This window comes from Pseudomonas frederiksbergensis, from assembly GCF_003732665.1.
Lineage (GTDB): Bacteria > Pseudomonadota > Gammaproteobacteria > Pseudomonadales > Pseudomonadaceae > Aquipseudomonas > Aquipseudomonas frederiksbergensis_G.
Genome location: NZ_MOBP01000014.1, coordinates 80,605 through 98,341, shown reverse-complemented (window position 1 = coordinate 98,341; position 17,737 = coordinate 80,605). Strand labels below are relative to the sequence as shown.

At 61.2% G+C, this 17,737-nt stretch carries 17 protein-coding genes; 6 read left to right on the top strand and 11 right to left on the bottom strand.

Features of this window, described 5'->3' with window-relative positions; all coding sequences use genetic code 11:
* Nucleotides 1-368 precede the first annotated feature (368 nt).
* Both BK665_RS22275 and BK665_RS34935 read right to left on the bottom strand, forming a co-directional pair.
* A complete protein-coding gene (locus BK665_RS22275; RefSeq protein WP_123408777.1) occupies nucleotides 369-1,307 on the bottom strand; it encodes a hypothetical protein in 939 nt (312 codons plus the stop codon).
* A gap of 210 nt (nucleotides 1,308-1,517) precedes the next feature.
* Nucleotides 1,518-1,820, bottom strand: coding sequence for a YdcA family protein (locus BK665_RS34935; protein WP_123409005.1), 303 nt, complete (start codon nucleotides 1,818-1,820; stop codon nucleotides 1,518-1,520).
* 199 nt (nucleotides 1,821-2,019) lie between these two features.
* Here BK665_RS34935 and BK665_RS22265 point away from each other — a divergent pair, with 199 nt between their 5' ends.
* Entirely contained in the window at nucleotides 2,020-2,703 is a 684-nt protein-coding gene (locus tag BK665_RS22265; protein ID WP_123408776.1) for a response regulator transcription factor, read from the top strand.
* Nucleotides 2,681-4,075: a sensor histidine kinase gene (locus BK665_RS22260; RefSeq protein WP_123408775.1), complete on the top strand. Its 1,395-nt coding sequence runs from the start codon at nucleotides 2,681-2,683 to the stop codon at nucleotides 4,073-4,075. Before BK665_RS22265 ends, BK665_RS22260 begins: the two co-directional genes overlap by 23 nt.
* Nucleotides 4,076-5,015: 940 nt before the next feature.
* Here the strand turns inward: BK665_RS22260 and BK665_RS22235 are convergent.
* Genes BK665_RS22235 through BK665_RS22225 form a run of 3 tightly spaced genes read right to left on the bottom strand, consistent with a single transcriptional unit; the run spans nucleotide 5,016 to nucleotide 7,265 of the window.
* On the bottom strand, nucleotides 5,016-5,426 hold the full coding sequence (locus BK665_RS22235) for an SRPBCC family protein (RefSeq protein WP_123408772.1): 411 nt from the start codon (nucleotides 5,424-5,426) through the stop codon (nucleotides 5,016-5,018).
* Between the two features lie 28 nt (nucleotides 5,427-5,454).
* A complete protein-coding gene (locus BK665_RS22230) occupies nucleotides 5,455-6,252 on the bottom strand; it encodes an SDR family NAD(P)-dependent oxidoreductase (protein WP_123408771.1) in 798 nt (265 codons plus the stop codon).
* Nucleotides 6,249-7,265 carry an aldo/keto reductase gene (locus BK665_RS22225; protein ID WP_123408770.1) on the bottom strand — a complete coding sequence of 339 codons (1,017 nt, stop codon included), beginning with the start codon at nucleotides 7,263-7,265 and terminating at the stop codon, nucleotides 6,249-6,251. Before BK665_RS22225 ends, BK665_RS22230 begins: the two co-directional genes overlap by 4 nt.
* Nucleotides 7,266-7,385: 120 nt before the next feature.
* Here BK665_RS22225 and BK665_RS22220 point away from each other — a divergent pair, with 120 nt between their 5' ends.
* A complete protein-coding gene (locus BK665_RS22220; protein WP_123408769.1) occupies nucleotides 7,386-8,285 on the top strand; it encodes a LysR substrate-binding domain-containing protein in 900 nt (299 codons plus the stop codon).
* A gap of 117 nt (nucleotides 8,286-8,402) precedes the next feature.
* On the opposite strand, the gene BK665_RS22215 is transcribed toward BK665_RS22220, so the two are convergent.
* The 3 genes from BK665_RS22215 to BK665_RS22205 all read right to left on the bottom strand — a co-directional run bounded on the left by BK665_RS22215 (nucleotide 8,403) and on the right by BK665_RS22205 (nucleotide 11,879).
* Entirely contained in the window at nucleotides 8,403-9,506 is a 1,104-nt protein-coding gene (locus tag BK665_RS22215) for an NAD(P)/FAD-dependent oxidoreductase (RefSeq protein ID WP_123408768.1), read from the bottom strand.
* Nucleotides 9,507-9,521: 15 nt separating this feature from the next.
* On the bottom strand, nucleotides 9,522-10,826 hold the full coding sequence (locus BK665_RS22210) for an MFS transporter (protein ID WP_123408767.1): 1,305 nt from the start codon (nucleotides 10,824-10,826) through the stop codon (nucleotides 9,522-9,524).
* A gap of 270 nt (nucleotides 10,827-11,096) precedes the next feature.
* The gene (locus BK665_RS22205; protein ID WP_123409004.1) at nucleotides 11,097-11,879 is read right to left on the bottom strand and encodes an SDR family oxidoreductase; all 783 of its coding nucleotides are present in this window, start codon (nucleotides 11,877-11,879) and stop codon (nucleotides 11,097-11,099) included.
* 155 nt (nucleotides 11,880-12,034) lie between these two features.
* On the opposite strand from BK665_RS22205, the gene BK665_RS22200 reads away from it, so the two are divergent.
* From BK665_RS22200 to BK665_RS22185, 3 genes are all read left to right on the top strand, one after another.
* Complete coding sequence (locus tag BK665_RS22200) at nucleotides 12,035-13,201, top strand: iron-containing alcohol dehydrogenase (protein ID WP_123408766.1); 1,167 nt, start codon at nucleotides 12,035-12,037, stop codon at nucleotides 13,199-13,201.
* An 11-nt stretch (nucleotides 13,202-13,212) separates the two neighbouring features.
* Nucleotides 13,213-13,527 (top strand): NIPSNAP family protein, encoded by a 315-nt coding sequence (locus tag BK665_RS22195; protein ID WP_123408765.1) that lies wholly within the window; start codon nucleotides 13,213-13,215, stop codon nucleotides 13,525-13,527.
* A 151-nt stretch (nucleotides 13,528-13,678) separates the two neighbouring features.
* Complete coding sequence (locus tag BK665_RS22185; protein ID WP_123408763.1) at nucleotides 13,679-14,659, top strand: cyclase family protein; 981 nt, start codon at nucleotides 13,679-13,681, stop codon at nucleotides 14,657-14,659.
* Here the strand turns inward: BK665_RS22185 and BK665_RS22180 are convergent.
* The 3 genes from BK665_RS22180 to BK665_RS22170 all read right to left on the bottom strand — a co-directional run bounded on the left by BK665_RS22180 (nucleotide 14,652) and on the right by BK665_RS22170 (nucleotide 17,289).
* Nucleotides 14,652-15,587 carry a LysR family transcriptional regulator gene (locus BK665_RS22180; RefSeq protein ID WP_123408762.1) on the bottom strand — a complete coding sequence of 312 codons (936 nt, stop codon included), beginning with the start codon at nucleotides 15,585-15,587 and terminating at the stop codon, nucleotides 14,652-14,654. The genes BK665_RS22185 and BK665_RS22180 overlap by 8 nt on opposite strands.
* 75 nt (nucleotides 15,588-15,662) lie before the next feature.
* Nucleotides 15,663-16,601, bottom strand: coding sequence for a cyclase family protein (locus BK665_RS22175; protein ID WP_123408761.1), 939 nt, complete (start codon nucleotides 16,599-16,601; stop codon nucleotides 15,663-15,665).
* Between the two features lie 319 nt (nucleotides 16,602-16,920).
* Nucleotides 16,921-17,289 (bottom strand): DUF6124 family protein, encoded by a 369-nt coding sequence (locus BK665_RS22170; RefSeq protein ID WP_123408760.1) that lies wholly within the window; start codon nucleotides 17,287-17,289, stop codon nucleotides 16,921-16,923.
* Nucleotides 17,290-17,737: the final 448 nt, after the last annotated feature.

Here is a 17,737-nt window from a genome sequence, read left to right as displayed (position 1 = left end):
CCCTGACACGACATTAATTAATTGTGGGAGCGGGCTTGTGTGGCGAGGGGGCTTGCCCCCGTTCGGCTGCGAAGCAGTCGTAAAACCATTGCCTGCGGTGTATCTGATGCACCGCGATGGCAGGTTTCAGGGCCGCTTCGCGTCCCAACGGGGGCAAGCCCCCTCGCCACACAAGCCCGCTCCCACAGGTATAAATCCAGTTACATCTTGCCTCAAAATGCAAAATGCCGCTTCTACCAGAGGCAGAAGCGGCACAGGCATGTGGCCTAAGGGCGATATCAGTGCATGAACAGGGCGATCAGGATGATGATCGGGATGGGCACGCCGAGAAAAAACAGAAGTAGTGAGCGCATGATGATTCTCCTGGGTTAGCGAACAGGTGGCAGCGTGGTGGTAGTGGCGTAGGCATCCGATTCCAGATACACCACGGCATCCCGACGGCGACCGCCGTAGGTTGCGGCAAGGCTGGCGAAGAACGCACCGGCCAGCAGCGCGATGAACATCCACAACGCGGTCCAGGCAGCGACTTTGGCGGCGGTGTCGGCGGCTTGTTGAGCAGCTACCTTGGCGTCGGCAATGGCTTTCTGGGTACGGGCATACACTTCATCAACGCGGCGCTCGGCATCAGCCTGGGTCAGGTTGGTGCGTTGGGCGACCAGTTGCGCGAGGTAGGTCCGGTCTTCGGCGGACAGGCCGTTGTTGCTCAGGCTGCGCGCAAAGATGCGGGTGACGGTGCCACGGGCGGCGTCATCGCTGACGGCGGCTGGGCGATCATCGCGGAACAGGCTATCGACGAAGTAACCGTACTGGTCACTGCTGGTATTGGCGGCGGCCGTGCCGGCAGCGGCGGTCATGGCCGTTGCAGCGCCACCGGCGACACTCGCCCCGGCCTGCACGCCACCGCTGACGATACTGCTGACCGAACCGACCACCAGGGTCGCGGTCACCAAGGTCGCCACGCACCAGGCGAGGAAGCCGTGGGCGGTGTCACGGAAATAGACTTCATCGCCGTGCATGTTGGCCCACTTCACCCGCAAACGGCCGGCAATGTAACCGCCGAGCCCAGAGGCAACGATCTGCGTAACGGCCAGCCAAACGATGGTGGAAATGCCCAGGCCTTTGGCGCTGACGCCCTCGTTGGCCCACGGTGAAACAGCCGAGAAGCCCAAGCCGAAGCCGAGCAACACCAGAATCAGCGACAACGCAGCGGCCGCAGCGGCCCCGGCGAAGATCGCGCCCCAGGACACGCCCGAGAGCGTGCTCGACTCATCTGCGGCAGGATAAAAACCCTCAGAAGATCTATTCATTATTGTTCAGCTCCAGGCATGAAAGATGGTGTTACAACTCTTCGAGGGAGGAATTGCAGGCACCGTGCCAGTCGCTGACTTTTAATAAATCGTTCTAAATCAATTGGTTAAAAATACTAAATTTCCTAGGACCATGCATTTTGCAATAGCTGCTGAATATCAGCGGGTTTTATGCATTGAGCTCAATACGTCCGTTTGGCGTTCGCCGGGTTACTTGCGTTTGTAGCTTTTATTACCGCTTGGCGTCAGGCAATACACGCCACCTCGAGGGCCGGTGCAAAACGAACTGGTGCCGCATGCGCAACCGTCACTGTTCTGCAAAAAGGACTGTGGCCGCGCCTGGTTTTGGCCGCCATACATCGCCGAACAACTCTTCTTTGAAGCGCTGATTGAACCGTCATTACATAGAAACAACTCGCCATCGCAGCGATCAATACCACCCTTCTTCCCTGAACATGGGGTATTGCCGGCCCAGGCGGCGGAGCAGATAACACTCAGCAACCGTACAAACATCGGCATCCAGCCACGGCGAATCAACGTGCGCACAGTGAAACTCCTATTCAGTCATGGCCAGATGATATCAATGTTCCATGCAAATAAACGGAGCCTGCGCAAGGTTCCTCAACCAAGATGAAAGTTAATTTAATAAGCCGCGCGTATTTCTTGGCAAAATGCCCTCATTCTGTAACGAACCGAATAGCAGGCCCGCCCTATGACCCGCATCTTGACCATCGAAGACGACGCCGTGACCGCCCGGGAGATTGTGGCTGAATTGAGCAGCCACGGTCTGGATGTGGATTGGGTCGACAATGGCCGCGAAGGCCTGGCGCGGGCGGTCAGCGGGGATTACGACCTGATCACCCTCGACCGCATGCTGCCGGAGCTTGATGGCCTGGCCATCGTCACGACGCTGCGGACCATGGGCGTGGCCACACCGATCCTGATGATCAGCGCCCTCTCCGACGTCGACGAGCGCGTGCGCGGTCTGCGGGCCGGTGGCGACGATTACCTGACCAAGCCTTTCGCCACCGATGAAATGGCGGCGCGGGTGGAAGTGTTGCTGCGCCGGCAGAACACCGTCAGCGCCCAGGCCACCACATTGCGGGTGGCGGATCTGGAGCTGAACCTGATCAGCCATGAAGCCAGCCGCAGCGGTGAATTGCTGACGCTGCTGCCCACCGAATACAAACTGCTTGAATTCCTGATGCGCAACACCGGGCAGATCCTGTCGCGCATGATGATTTTCGAAGAGGTCTGGGGTTATCACTTCGACCCCGGCACCAACCTGATCGATGTGCACATCGGCCGCCTGCGCAAGAAGATCGATCCGCCCGGCAACGTCCCGTTGATCCGGACTGTGCGAGGCTCGGGGTATGTCATTGCTGAACCCCTCTAAAGGCTGGCGTTCTTCCAGCAGCCGACTGCTGGCGCTCTACAGTTCACTGTTCGTGGCCTGGAGCGGGATTCTCATGGGGGTCATGTATTACGAGGTCTCCGGCTATCTCGACAACTTGGCCAAGCACTCGCTGATGCAGCGTCAGCACCTGTTCTCGCGTTTTCAGGGCGAGCAATTGGTGGACGCCCTCGCTGCCAGCATGACTTTCGACATCCGCGGCATCGACGCCTATGGCCTGTTCGACGCCCAGCACCGCTACCTCAGCGGCGCCCTGCGCGAGATCCCGGCGGATCTGCCGCTGGATGGCCGCATTCACATGCTCGACAACTGCGCCGAGTCCGACGACCCGACCCTGCCCGCCGACAGTTGCGACGCCGTGGCCACCCCGACCCTCGACGGGCGCTGGCTGGTCCTGGTGCGGGACAACGGTTCGTTGTTTGCCGTGACCCAGATCATCCTCCACGCGTTGTTCTGGGGCGTGTCCCTGACCATCCTCCCCGGCATCGCCGGTTGGCATCTGTTGCGCCGCCGTCCGCTGCGACGCATCCGTGCGATTCAGGCCAGCGCCGAAGCCATCGTCGCCGGCGACCTGACCCACCGCTTGCCGCTCTCTAACCGCCGCGATGAACTGGACATGCTCGCCGCCATCGTCAACGCCATGCTTGAACGCATCGAGCGCCTGATGAACGAAGTCAAAGGCGTGTGCGACAACATCGCCCACGACCTGCGCACCCCGCTCACCCGCCTGCGGGCGCAGCTGTACCGGATCCAGCAACAGGCGGGCGACGGTTCACCGCTGTCGGTGCAACTGGATTCGGTGCTGGCCGAGGCCGACACCTTGATGGCGCGCTTTCGTGGGCTGCTGCGGATTTCCGAACTGGAGGATCGGCAGCGGCGTTCGGGATTTGTGCAGCTTGATCCGGTGCCGTTGCTGCGCGAACTGCATGACTTTTATCTGCCATTGGCGGAAGAAGGCGAATTGGTTTTCCACCTGCAACTGCCCGCGGAGTTGCCGACATTGAATGGTGATCGGGCGTTGCTGTTCGAAGCGATTGCCAACCTGCTGAGCAACTCGATCAAATTCACCCCGCCCGGCGGCAGCGTGATTTTGCGCGGGATCAATCAGGGCGGGCATACGCGGATTGAAGTGCTCGACTCGGGGCCTGGTATTGCGCCGTCGGAACGGGAAGCGGTGTTCCAGCGCTTTTATCGGGCCGAGGGTGGCAATCAGCAGAGTGGGTTTGGGCTGGGGCTGTCCATCGTTGCGGCGATTGTCAGCCTGCATGGATTCAGCCTGGAAGTCGGCACCAGTGATAACGGTGGTGCGCGATTGGCGCTGGATTGTCGGCAGAGCCTGATCCCGCAGACCTGAGGATCAATGAAGATCCCCTGTGGGAGCGGGCTTGCTCGCGAATACGGTGTGTCAGTCGGCATCTTCATTGCCTGACACTCCGCTTTCGCGAGCAAGCCCGCTCCCACAAGGGATCACCTGTCGGACACGGATTTTGTGTTCACCGAAAATCAACTGTGGGAGCGGGCTTGCTCGCGAATACGGTGTGTCAGTCGGCATCCTAATGCCTGACACTCCGCTTTCGCGAGCAAGCCCGCTCCCACAAGAGATCACCTGTCGGACACGGATTTTGTGTTCACCGAAAATCAACTGTGGGAGCGAGCTTGCTCGCGAATACGGTGTGTCAGTCGGCATCTTCATTACCTGACACTCCGCTTTCGCGAGCAAGCCCGCTCCCACAAGGGATCACCTGTCGGACACGGATTTTGTGTTCACCGAAAATCAACTGTGGGAGCGGGCTTGCTCGCGAATACGGTGTGTCAGTCGGCATCTTCATTGCCTGACACTCCGCTTTCGCGAGCAAGCCCGCTCCCACAAGGGATCACCTGTCGGACACGGATTTTGTGTTCACCGAAAATCAACTGTGGGAGCGGGCTTGCTCGCGAAAGCATTGTGCCAGTCGGCATCCTAATGCCTGACACTCCGCTTTCGCGAGCAAGCTCGCTCCCACAAGGGATCACCTGTCGGACACGGATTTTGTGTTCACCGAAAATCAACTGTGGGAGCGAGCTTGCTCGCGAAGGCATTGTGTCAGTCGGCATCCTAATGCCTGACACTCCGCTTTCGCGAGCAAGCCCGCTCCCACAAGGGATCACCTGTCGGACACGGATTTTGTGTTCACCGAAAATCAACTGTGGGAGCGGGCTTGCTCGCGAATACGGTGTGTCAGTCGGCATCCTAATGCCTGACACTCCGCTTTCGCGAGCAAGCCCGCTCCCACAGGGTTTTGTGGTGCTTTGGCTTAGGCCGGGTAGTTGGCCCGCAGGGCTTCGAGGCCGCCCTTGTAGATGCCGTCAAACAGCGCTTCCACTTCCGCATCCGTCACGCCTTTGGCGGTAAACCGACCCGACCAGGTCACCCGTGCGCCCTGCCCTTGGGCTTCTACCCGCAACGTCGCCAGGTATTCAGCGGCCGGGAACGGCGCCTGTTCAATCGAATAGCTGTAGGTCTTGCCGGCGTTGTCGAACGCTTGCAGACGCTCGATCACCACCGCGCCGTCCGCCGTTTGCAGGCTGCGCACGCGCCCGCCTTCGCTCAGTTCGCTTTTGACAATGAACGGCAACCAATCCGGCAGCGAGTCGAAGCCGCCGATCAATTGCCAGACTTGGTCGGCCGAAGCCGGGATGTCGATAGAGGCTGATGCAGTTGCCATAAATTAATATCTCTCTGTGAATTCAGGTTCAGATTGCCATGCTGTCGACCACGCCGCCATCGACCCGCAACGCCGCGCCGGTGGTGGCCGAGGACAGTGGCGAGGCGATGTAGGCCACCAGGTTGGCGACTTCTTCGACATCCGCCACGCGCTGGATGATCGAGCTCGGGCGGGCCTTGCGCACGAAGGCGTCGGCCTCTTCCCGAGCGCTGCGGCCGGACTCGGCGGTGGCGTCCTTGAGCATCTGCTCCAGGCCGTCGGTGAAGGTTGGGCCGGGCAGGATCGCGTTGACTGTGACGCCGGTCCCAGCCAGGCGTTTGGCCAGGCCATGGGACACCGCCAGGTTGGCGCTTTTGGTCACGCCATAGTTGATCATGTCGGCCGGAATCGCCACCCCGGATTCCGAGGACAGGAAGATCACCCGGCCCCAGCCGTTCTTGACCATCTGCGGTGTGTAATGCCGGGACAGACGCACACCGGAGATCACGTTGACTTCATAGAAGCGCGTCCACTCGCTGTCCGGCGCGTCGAAGAAATCCACGTCGTCGAAAATCCCGAGGTTGTTCACCAGGATGTCCGCGCGGGGTTCGGCGGCGAACAGTTGTTCGGCGCCTTCGGCGGTGCCGAGGTCAGCAGTCAGACCACGCAATTGCGCACCCGGCACGCGTTGACGAATGTCCGCCAAGGCTTGCTCAACCTTGGCCGAGTCGCGGCCAATCACCACCACCGTCGCGCCGCATTCGGCCAGCGCCTTGCTGATGCCCAGGCCAATGCCGGCGGTGCTGCCGCTGACGATGGCGAGTTTTCCGGTCAGATCGATTTTCATGCCACACCTCCTGGCAATGGAGCCCGTTCGGAAATCAGCTTCGAGTCACGCAGTGCCTGCCAGAACGCTGCAGGAATCACCTCATTCAACGCCGCCACATCTTCAGCGATGCGATCAGGACGGCTGGAACCGGGAATCACCGCCGCCACCGCCGGGTTGGCCAGGGAGAACTGCAACGCCGCCGCTTTGATGCTCACGCCATGGGCCGCCGCAATCTTCTTGATCTGCTCGACCTTGTTGACGATCGCCGGGCTCGCCTTCTGGTATTCGAAGTGCGTACCGCCGGCCAGAATGCCCGAGCTGTAAGGGCCACCGACGACGATTTCGACGTTCTGCGCCAGGGCCGAATCCATCAGGCGTTGCAGGGCACGGTCATGATCGAGCAGCGTGTAGCGGCCAGCCAACAGAAAACCGTCCGGCTGCGCTTCGGTCAGATCCAGGGTCAATTCGCACGGCTCAACCTTGTTCACACCCAAGCCCCAGCCCTTGATCACGCCTTCTTCGCGCAAACGGGTCAGAACTTTGAACGCGCCGGTGCGGGCTTGGTTGAAGTATTCCAGCCATTGATCGCCGTAGAAGTCCTGGGCGATGTCGTGCACCCAGACGATGTCCAGGCGATCGGTTTGCAGGCGCGTGAGGCTGTCCTCGATGGAACGCATCGTTGCGTCGGCGCTGTAGTCGTTGACGATTTTGTTCGGGCGACCGTGTTCAAACACACCCGCCTTCTCGCCGAGGTCACGGGCGGCGGTGTCTTCGACTTCATCGAGAATCACCCGGCCGACCTTGCTGCTGAGCACGTAGTCGTCGCGGTTGTATTGGGACAACGCGGTGCCGAGGCGAATTTCCGACAGGCCCGAACCGTAGAACGGCGCGGTGTCGAAGTAACGCACGCCGGCATCCCAGGCAGCGTGCACGGTGGCCATCGCCTCTTCTTCCGGGATGGCGCGGAACATGTTGCCCAATGGGGCGGTGCCGAAACCCAGCGTGCCGGGCAGTTTGTCTTTCAAGCTCATGGGTAATTCCTCTTGAGTGTCAGTGGCCAGCTCATGGGTGACCGTTGAGCAGATCGTAGATTGCCGGAGTCGGACCGTCCAAGACATAATGCGCAGCACTTGAGTCCCCAGAGGTCTGACATGATCGACATCCGCCAATTGCGCTACTTCGTCGCCGTCGCCGAGGAAGAACACGTCGGTCGCGCCGCCGAACGCCTGCACATTTCCCAGTCGCCCCTGAGCCGGCAGATCGCCCAGCTCGAAGAACGCCTGGGCCTGACCCTGTTCGAACGCAGCCAGCAACGCATCCGCCTGACCCGCGACGGCCAGACCTTCCTCGCCGAAACCCGTGCCCTGCTGACCCACGCCAGTCGCTTGGAGTCCCTGGGCAAACGCCTCGGCCGTGGTGAAGAAGGCGGGTTGTGCATCGGCTACATCGAAAACGCCATGCACGCTGGCGTGTTGCCCAATGCCCTGCGCGTGTTGCGGGTGGACCGGCCGAACGTGCACGTTGCGCTGTACAACCTGAGCTCTGCCGAACAATTGGAAGGCCTGCGCCAGCGTAGTCTGGATATCGCCCTGGTGAGTGAGCCGCCCGTCAGTGATGACCCGGATTTGCTGGGTTTTCAGGTGCTGGACGACCCGATGTTGTTGGCGTTGCCGGAAGATCACCCGCTGGTTCAGCAGGCGGTACTGACGCCGGAAGATCTGGCCCATCAGGAATGGATCGGCGTGCAGCACCACCATAACCTCACCGGCCGCGAAAACTTCGTCAGCGCCTGCATCCGCGCGGGCTTCACCCCGGACATCCGCATGGAGGCCACCGGCCCCTTCACTGCATTGGCCCTGGTGGCTTCGGGACTGGGCATCGCCATGATCCAGAAAGGCCTGAGCCGCAACGCACCGCCCGGCGTGGTCCTGCGGGAAGTGCCGTGGATCTGCTTCACCCGACCGCTGTGGGCGGCGTGGCACCGGATCAATTTGCGGCCGTTGGTGGAGACGTTCAGGAAAGTGCTGACCGATCCGGGATCATCGCAATGATGCAGTTCCCCTGTGGGAGCGGGCTTGCTCGCGAAGGCGGTGTATCAGTTGATGCAGATGTCTACTGACACGACGCCTTCGCGAGCAAGCCCGCTCCCACAGGGGGACTTGTGGTGGTTAGTGGATCGCGGTGATGACCCGCTCGGCCAACGCCAGGCAACTGGTCAACCCCGGCGATTCGATGCCGAACAGGTTCACCAGCCCCGGCACACCATGCTCCGCCGGGCCGCTGATGATGAAGTCAGCAGCCGGTTCGGTCGGCCCGGTGATTTTCGGGCGGACGCCGCTGTAGGCCGGTTGCAGGCTGTCATCCGGCAACCCCGGCCAGTAGCGGCGAATCGCTTGATAAAACCCATCGGCCCGGCGCGGATCGACGCGGTAGTCGATATGGTCGACCCATTCCACATCCGGTCCGAACCGCGCCTGGCCGCCCAGGTCCAGGGTCATGTGCACGCCTAGCCCGGCGCTTTCCGGTGCGGGATAGACCAGGTGCCGAAACGGCGCCCGACCGCTGAAACTGAAGTAACTGCCCTTGCACAATCGCGGCGCGGGAACGTGCTGTGCGGGCAAGCCGACGATCCGGCTTGCCACCTCAGGCGCAGATAACCCCGCGCAATTGATCAACTCGCGACAGCTCAGCGTCATCGGCTGCGCACCGCCCATTTGCAGTTCGAAACCCTGCTCAATACAACGAGCGGCCAGCAGTGGCGTGTGAAATGCAATCGACGCACCCGAGGCCTCGGCGTCCCCTTGCAACGCCAACATCAGCCCATGGGAATCGACGATACCGGTGGACGGCGACCACAGCGCAGCAACGCAGGACAACGCCGGTTCAAGCGCTTGCGCCTGAGCCGCATCCAGCCATTGCAAATCATCAACGCCATTGCGCAACCCCTGATCCAGCAACCGCTGCAACGCCACTCGCTGCCCGTCATCGGTAGCCACGATCAACTTGCCCAACCGCCGGTAATCCACCCCGCGCTCATCGCAAAAGGCATACAGGCGCTGCTTGCCCTCGACGCACAGTTGCGCCTTGAGGCTGCCGCTCGGGTAATAGATTCCGGCGTGGATCACTTCGGAGTTGCGCGAGCTGATGCCCACGCCAATCCCCTCGCCCGCCTCGACCACGATCACTTCGCGGCCGCTCAAGGCCAGGGCCCTGGCCACCGCCAGCCCGACCACCCCAGCCCCGACCACCACACACTCAATATCGACGCTCACCTGCCCTCCGCTCATTCAAGCCAGACCCCGTTCGCGATAATCGATCAGGCTGGAGAAAATCGCCAGCAGCGCGGCCATGACCACGAAGAAGATCAGCACCAGGAAGTACGAACCGGTGAACTGCACGATCAGGCCGATCAGGATCGGCACAATCACCCCGGCCATGTTGCCGCAGAAGTTCATGGTGCCGGCCAGAATGCCGGTTTTTGACGTGCCGCCGAGGATCGACGGGATGCACCAGTACATGCCGCACCAGCGGATGAAAAACATCGCCACGCAGAGCAGGCCAATCGCCTTGCTCGCCTCAGTCGTATAGGCCACCGCCAGCATGCACAGCGCCGCGACCAGCGCCGAGCCGCTGAACATGCTGCGCATCACCAGGTTCGGCGAAGCACCGCTGGATTTCCATTTGTCCCCCAGGTAACCGCCCACCAGTTCGCCGACGAAGCCGCACATGAAGATCAAAAACGTCGCGCCGCCCATGCTCGAAATGTTCAAACCGTGGGTCTGGTGCAGGTAACTCGGCATCCAGGTCAGCAAGCCGTAGAACACGCTGAGGATGCAGCAGTAACCGGCAAACATCGCCAGCACCGAGCGGTCCTTGAGCAGTTCTTTGAGGGCGATGCTGGTGACCGCGCCGGGTTGGCTGGTCTGGCGGTTGCCTTCGGTGATGTGCGCCAGTTCGGCGGCGTTGACGCCGGGGTGTTCGCTGGGGTGGTTGCGAATGTATTTCCAGGCCAGCACACCAGCGAGCATGGTGCCGACGCCGGCGATGACGAACGCGATGCGCCAGGAGTCGAACCAGCCGATCAGGCCGGCAATGATGATTGCGCCAAACGCACTGCCCAGCGGCGCGCCACCGTCCACCAACACCGCGCCGCGTCCGCGTTCGTTGGGGGTCAGCCAGGCGCCGTTGAGCTTGGCCCCGGCGGGCATGATCGGCGATTCGGCGATGCCCAGGCCCATGCGCGTGATCAGCAGCACAATCCAGTTATGCGCGCCCGCCGCCAAAGCCTGGAACGCGCCCCAGGCCACGGTGGCGATCACGATCACACGACGGGTCTGGAAGCGATCCAGCAGCATCCCGCCGGGAATCTGCATCAAGGCGTAGGACCAGAAAAACGCGCTGAGCATCAAGCCTTCCAGCGCCGGAGGGATCTGGAATTCGCTGGAAATCAGCGGCAACGCCACCGACAGCGACGCGCGGTCGATGTAGTTGATCGCGGTCAGCAGCAACATGATCAGGAAGATTCGCCAGCGCACGCTGGTGGGACGCTCGACAGCGGTCAGGGGAAGTGTTTCGGCACTCGGATTGTTCATGAGGGGCGCTCTTTATTGTTGTGGATGCAAGCGACCCAATCCCATCAACAACACACCCCTCTGTAGGAGCAAGGCTTGCCCGCGATGACGGTGTGTCAGAAACGATGATGTCGACTGACACACCGCCATCGCGGGCAAGCCTTGCTCCTACAGAGGCTTGCGTGTTGTCTGGATTGGCATCAGGTAGCAGCCCCACTCTAATCACGCGCCCCACGAGTGAATAATGATGGGATCTGATTGGGGGATCACTGAACGTCATCCCCCGCACCATCAGAAAGTTCCGGGGTAGCTGCCGCCGTCCAGCAACAGATTCTGCCCGGTGAGGAACCCGGCCTGGGCGCTGCAGATGAACGCGCAATAGGCGCCAAACTCATCAGGCTGGCCAAAGCGTTGCGCGGGGACGTGTTTGCGCCGTTTTTCGCTGACGGCTTCAACACTGGTGCCGTTGGCGTCGGCGGCAACGCTCAGGGTTTTGTTCAAGCGCTCGGTTTCGAATGGCCCCGGCAGCAAGTTGTTGATCGTCACGTTGTGCCCGGCCAACCGCGACTGCCGCGCCAGCCCGGCGATAAAACCGGTCAAGCCACTGCGGGCGCCGTTGGACAGGCCCAGCACGTCAATCGGCGCCTTCACCGCGCCGGAAGTGATGTTGACCACACGGCCAAACCCGCGCTCGGCCATGCCATCGACGCAGGCCTTGATCAGCTCGATAGGCGTGAGCATGTTGGCGTCCAGCGCTTTGAGCCAGTCCTCGCGCTGCCAGTCGCGGAAATCACCCGGCGGTGGGCCGCCGGCGTTGTTGACCAGAATGTCGACCTGCGGACACGCCGCCAGCACCTGTTCGCGCACGCTCGCGTCGCTGATGTCGCCGATCACGGTGCGCACTTCGACGCCCAGGTTGCGCAGTTCCGTGGCGGCGACCTGCAAGGCCTCTTCGCCGCGAGCGTTGATCACCAGGTTCACGCCCTCCTTCGCCAGGGCCCGCGCACAGGCCAGGCCCAGCCCTTTGCTGGCCGCGCAGACGATGGCCCAGCGACCCGATATTCCCAAATCCATGACCATGCTCCCAATCGTTGAAAAAACCTACGTTACCACCGCCACCCGGCACCACAGGGGATGACAAAGGGTGATCCCCCGGTCAGACCTTTTCATTATCAGCCGCCCGCCTCGCTATTTACTGTCTCCCGACCAATAAGAAACCGGAGACACCCATGAACCCGTTCCAGTTTTATTTCCCCACGACCTTGAAGAGCGGCAACGCCCTGGTGCGTCAGGCCGGTGCATTGCTCAAGCCGCACGTTCGAAAAAAACTGCTGGTGGTCACCGATCAGGGGTTGATCGCGTCCGGGGTGATGGAAAGTTTTTTCGCCTCGCTGGCCGAGAGTGAAATCAGCTACGAAGTGTTCGCCGGGGTCGAGCCCAACCCCACGACTGATGTGCTGGAGCGCGCGGTGGCGTTCCTGAAAAGCCACGACTGCGACTCGGTGATCGGCGTCGGTGGCGGCAGCAGCATCGACACCGCTAAAGGCGTGGCGGCCATGGCCACCAACCCCGGCAACATTCTCGACTACGAAGGCTACGACAAACTGCTGCACCCGCCGCTGCCGGTGTTCGCCATCCCGACCACCTCCGGCACTGGCAGTGAATGCACGGCGTCCACGGTGTTCACCAACACCAAGACACTGTTCAAAACGGTGATCATCAGCCCGGCGCTGTTTCCGAAACTGGCGATTCTCGATGCCGAACTGACCCTCAAGTTGCCGCCGTCCATCACCGCCGCCACGGGCATGGACGCCTTGACCCACGCCATCGAATCCTACGTGTCGAAACAGGCCAACCCGGTGAGCCAGGCCTTGGCCCTGCAAGCGATCAAGATGATTTGCACGCACCTGCCCAAGGCGTTTTTCACCGGTTCGGATTTGCATGCGCGGGAACAGATGCTGCTCGCCTCGTTCCTGGCCGGCGTGGCGTTCGCCCAGTCGAAACTCGGCAACGTGCATGCGATCTCCCACACCTTCGGCGGCGTGTTCAACATCCCCCACGGCATCGCCAACGCGACGCTGCTGCCCTACGTCATCGAATACAACCTGGCGGCCTGCCCGGAGCTGTTTCGCGAGATCGCCATCGCCATGGGCGAAGACGTCGATGGCCTGAGCCTCGCCAATGCCGGGCGCAAAGTGGTGGAGCACGTGATGGCGCTGAACAAGGCCATCGGCATCCCGGCCAACATCAAGGACCTGGGCGTGGACCTGGACTACATGCCGCAAATGGTCAGCGACTCGATGCGCAGCGGCAACGTGCTGGTCAACCCACGCCTGACCACCGCCGCCGACATCGAACGGATCATTAACAACGCCTACCACGGCACTCATTGCTGAGAGACAAACCCATGTTTTACGAAATGCGCACCTACACGATCCAGATCGGAAAAATGCAGACCTACCTCAAGCACTTCGAAGAGAACGGCCTGCCGGTGATCTCCCGCTACGCCACGCTGGTGGGCTGGTGGTACACGGAAATCGGCGAGCTGAACCAGGTGATCCATATCTGGGCCTACCCGAGCCTTGATGAGCGGATCAAGAAACGTGCGGCGCTGTATCAGGATGCGGATTGGCTGGAAGGCTTTGTGCCGATCGCCTTCCCGATGCTGGAAAAAATGGAATCGAAACTGCTGATCGCGGCGGACTTCTCACCCATCAAATAACCCCAGACGCCACCGCCCCCTGTAGGAGCGAGGCTTGCCCGCGAAGACGGAGTGTCAGTCGACATCAAGGGTGCCTGACCCACCGCCTTCGCGAGCAAGCCCGCCCCCACAAGGGGATTTGTGCTGGTATGCCAAATCCAAGGACACCCCCATGTGCGACCACAACTCTAATAACACCGCCGCCCCGTCCCCCGACGCCAAAAAACTCCTCGAAGGCCTCCCCACCAATTGGGGCAAATGGGGCCCGGACGATGAAGTCGGCGCCCTGAATTACCTGCAAGAAGCCGAGGTCCTGCGCGGCATCGCCTCGGTGCGCCAGGGCAAGACCTTCACCCTGCAAGTCCAGATCGGTCACCCGAAAGGCGAACCGCTGTGGCCCGGTCGTCGCCCGTCGATGCGGGTCAACGTGCTGGACAAGGGCCACTTCCTGGCCGGCAAAACTCACTTCGACGGCCACGTGGAATACGCCGACGACGTGATTTTCATGCACCTGCAAGGCTCGACCCAGTACGACGCGTTGGGCCATGTCTGGCACGACAACAAGTTGTGGAACGGCTACGACGCCATGAGCACCATCGGCAGCATGGACAAGGCCAGCATCCTGCCGATTGCCGAACGCGGGATTGTCGGGCGCGCGGTGTTGATCGACATGGCCCGGCATCGCGGCAAAACGGTGCTGGACAAGGGCGAGACCTTCACCCACCTGGACTTGCTGGCGGCGGCGAAAGCCCAAGGCATCGAGATCGAGAAGCGCGACATTCTGATCATCCGCACCGGGTGGATCGGCTCGTTCTACGAGCGCGAGCCGGAAGAGTTCTACAAGGATTTCGCCGAGCCGGGCCTGACCTTCAGCCGTGAGTTGGTGGAGTGGTTTCACCAGATGGAAATCCCCAACCTGGTCACCGACACCATGGCCAACGAAGTGGCGGTCGACCCCGCCTCTGGCGTGTTGATCCCGTTGCACAACGCGTTGATGCGCAACCTCGGCGTGACCTTCACCGAAGTGGCGCTGCTCGATGAACTGGCCAGCGACTGCGCTGCCGACGGCCAGTGGAAATTCCTCTACACCGCCGCGCCGCTGAAGATCGTCGGCGGCACCGGCGCGCCAGTGAACCCGATTGTGATCAAGTAATCGGGTCTTGTTGCAACTCGCTGATCAGCAGGGTCGCCGCCGGAGACAAGTCGGCGCCGGCCCGGCTGATCACGCCGAAGGGCTCGCTCAACGCCCGCAATGGCACCGGCAGCTTCACCAGCAAAGCGTGTTGCTCGCAGAACGCGGCAACTTCCGCCGGGATCACCGCCAACAGCGTCGGGTCTTGCTGCACCAGCAGGATGGTGGCGAAGATTGACGAGGTCTCCAGCGGATAACGCGGGATTTGCAGCCCGGCCTCGTTGAGTTCGCGCTCCAGGGCCTGACGCATCGGCATGTCCTTGGGATAAACCAGCCAACGGTAATCGCTTAACTGCGAGAGCTGCAAAGTGCTGGCATCCGCCAGTGGATGGTTCTTGCTGGCGACCACCGCCAAGGGTTCTTCGCTCAGTTCGATGCAGTCATAGGCGTCCAAACGCTGGCCGACGCTGGTGCGACAAATCGCCAGACCCAGCCGCCCCTGATCCAGCAACCCGAGCAAGGTCGCGCTGGTGTTCTCCACCAGTTCCACCGACAGCTCTGGCTGCTTGAGGCGCAACGCGGTCAGGGCCCGGGTCAGCAACGGCATCGCGCCCATGATCACCCCCACCGACAAGCGCCCGCCCTGCCCCTGGAGGATGCTGAGCATTTCCTCGTGCAAATGTTCGACATCGCTGTGGATCAGGCGCGCGTAACGAATCATGCAACGCCCCATTTCATTGGCCACCAGGCCCTTGGGCTGGCGCTCGAACAGCGGCATGCCGATCAACGCCTCGACTTCATGCAACGCCTTCGTCGCGCCGGACTGGGAGATGGAAATATGCTCGGCAGCCTTGTGCAACGAACCGCGATCATCCAGGGCAATGAGCAGGCGCAGTTGTTTGAGGCGCAAGCGTGAAGCGATGCTGGCGAGGGAAGGCACGGTGTCCATGTGTTCTCCATGTCCAGAAACAAAAAAAGGCCGGGGGGTTGGTCACGCCCCGGCCGGTCATGCGTGTCAGCGCAATCAGCGAATCGCCACCGGGTTGATGTTGACTTGGGTCGAGCCCTTGTACAGCGGCTGGCCGAGGACAAACATGAATTCCCAGGCCTTGTCTTTCACCAAGGCGCGACTATCGATCAGTTCCAGGTTGTAGATGCCGTTCTTGGCCAGCATGTACTGGTTGACCGGGAACTCCTGGCCGTCTTTGGCCGGGTAGATTTCAGAGGCCCAGGTGTCGCCGCCGAACGCGACGATCTGTTTGTCCACCAGCCATTTGGCCGCCGCCATGCCGATGCCTGGTTCCACGGCGAGGAACTTCGCGTTGTCCTTGCCCAGCAGTTCCAGCCAACCGGTGTTGAACAGCACCACATCGCCCTTCTGGATGGTGACGCCTTGCAGGTCGAGGGCTTTCTGGATGTCAGCGACGGTGAATTCGGTTTTTTCCGGCACGATCGGCGTGCCGTACACGGCGGTCATGTCCAGCACCACACCACGGGTGACGATCGGCGGGACCTTCTCGATCCCGAGTTTTTTCACGCCTTCGACGGTGACGAAATCGGCGGCGCGGTTGCCGTTGTAGTAGACGTAATCGATGCCGATATGGCCGATGCCGTTGAGCTGGGTGCCGACGCCGGTCCAACCCACCACCAGTTCATCGTTGAAGGTGAATTTGTTCGGGCCCATGGTCGTGCCACCCGCCTCGCCCGGCTGGACGTTGGTCAGGTTGAAACTGCGATGGCGGAAGGCCGGAAGGGTCTTGTCGATGGGCACGGCCAGCGGATACGTCTTGCCGGTCTTGATCAGTTTGGCGGCGTTGAGCACCGAATCGGCGTTGAGCAGATTGAGCGCGCCGATTTCATCGTTGGCGCCGTATTTCGAGGGGTACCATTTTTCAGAGTCCGCGGCCTGAGCGGCGCCGAGGGTGAACAGCAAGGTGAACGGCAGTATCAAACGATTGAGCATGTGGGGGTCCTTTTGGAGTAACAGTGGACCCAAGGTACGCAGCCCTCCTGTGGGGAAACAGACAGGCATGGGCAATACATTAGTTCTGGATAGTCATGAGTCATGTTGGCGTGGGTACGTCTCGCACTGAACCCCTGTGGCGAGGGAGCTTGCTCCCGCCGGGCTGCGAAGCGGCCCTAACAAGGCTGTCGCGGTCCTCCTGAAAGAACTCAATAACCGATTTGGGGCCGCTTCGCAGCCCAGCGGGAGCAAGCTCCCTCGCCACAAAAGTGTTCAAGGGCAGTGAGGGAGTCGTCTCCCTCGCTACCGTGCCTGGCGCTTACCCGGGCTTGTGGTTGTCCAGTATCCGATTGGCCGCCATCTCACCCATCAGGAGCGACCGATGCAACACCAGCATCGTATGGCGTCGTGGGCCGTCCGTCAGCTCGACGAAATCGTTGACCATCTTGCGGGCCGTTGATAACGATTCGTAGACCTCGACCAGCAACGTCTCGTCATCCACCGCTGCGTCGATGGTGAAGAAAGTACCGGAACTGCGGGGCGGTATCTGCGTTTTCGTCGCCCCGGGGTTGAGGTAATGGCTGAGCGCGCGGTCGGCGGCCTCTTTCATTTTCTTGGGGTCAAGCTCGAAGGAGGCGTCGTAGGGGACTGGACCGGCATTCGGCGGATTAGGTGTGACTTTGAACATAGGGACTTTCTCCAGTAGAGCCGCACCGACTCGCTACTAAACGAGGGGTGGCGGCTGTGCACAGGTTAGTAGACCGGCAAAGTCACCTAAAAACCCCGGCGCGCCCGAGGGCGCCCTGTACACAACCACCATCAATTGCAGGCAAATACCTGACTGGATGACGCTTGTACAACCGAAGATGACTGCCGAGCTACTAAACCCGATCACTGATGAGCAGTGACAGGAACAAAGTTACCGACGAGCCCCAAGCCGCACAAGCCGGCGGATTCTGGCGTACGCGTAGGCAACGGCGCAAGGCGTTGTAGCCGTTTATGACGTAACACCGGATGTCTTTAAACAGTCGTCGTTAAACATGTTTAGCTGGTGCGCCAGACACACCGCGTTATCGTTCATCGCGAGCAAGCTTTGCTCCTACAGGGTTCGGTGTCGGCCACCCATTTTGTGAACA